This is a genomic window from Enterococcus sp. GPZ-007 (assembly GCF_059374735.1).
In genome coordinates this window covers 1-553 of sequence record NZ_JCAFYN010000115.1, presented here as the reverse complement: position 1 = coordinate 553, position 553 = coordinate 1, and the positions used below count along the sequence as shown (strand labels likewise).

The following is a 553-nucleotide window of genomic DNA, read 5'->3' as shown; positions in this document are numbered from 1 at the left end:
ATCGCTATCGCTATCTGAATCCGAGTCGCTGTCGCTATCTGAATCCGAGTCGCTATCGCTATCTGAGTCCGAATCGCTGTCGCTATCTGAATCCGAGTCGCTATCGCTGTCTGAATCCGAATCGCTGTCGCTATCTGAATCCGAGTCGCTATCGCTATCTGAGTCTGAATCGCTATCGCTGTCTGGATCGGAGTCGCTATCGCTATCTGAGTCCGAATCGCTATCGCTGTCTGAATCTGAGTCGCTGTCGCTATCTGAGTCGGAATCGCTATCGCTATCTGAGTCCGAATCGCTATCGCTATCTGAGTCCGAATCGCTATCGCTATCTGAGTCCGAATCGCTATCGCTATCTGAGTCCGAATCGCTATCGCTATCTGAGTCCGAATCGCTATCGCTGTCTGAGTCCGAGTCGCTATCGCTGTCTGAATCCGAATCGCTGTCGCTATCTGAGTCCGAATCGCTATCGCTGTCTGAGTCTGAATCGCTGTCGCTATCTGAATCCGAATCGCTGTCGCTGTCGGAGTCGCTATCGCTGTCTGAGTCCGAGTCGCTA

At 52.3% G+C, this 553-nt stretch carries 1 protein-coding gene; it reads right to left on the bottom strand.

What is annotated here, in order from left to right; translation table 11 throughout:
* The coding region (locus tag AC4J95_RS21125) for a hypothetical protein (RefSeq protein WP_494551552.1) at positions 1 to 553 on the bottom strand (553 nt) is incomplete at both ends.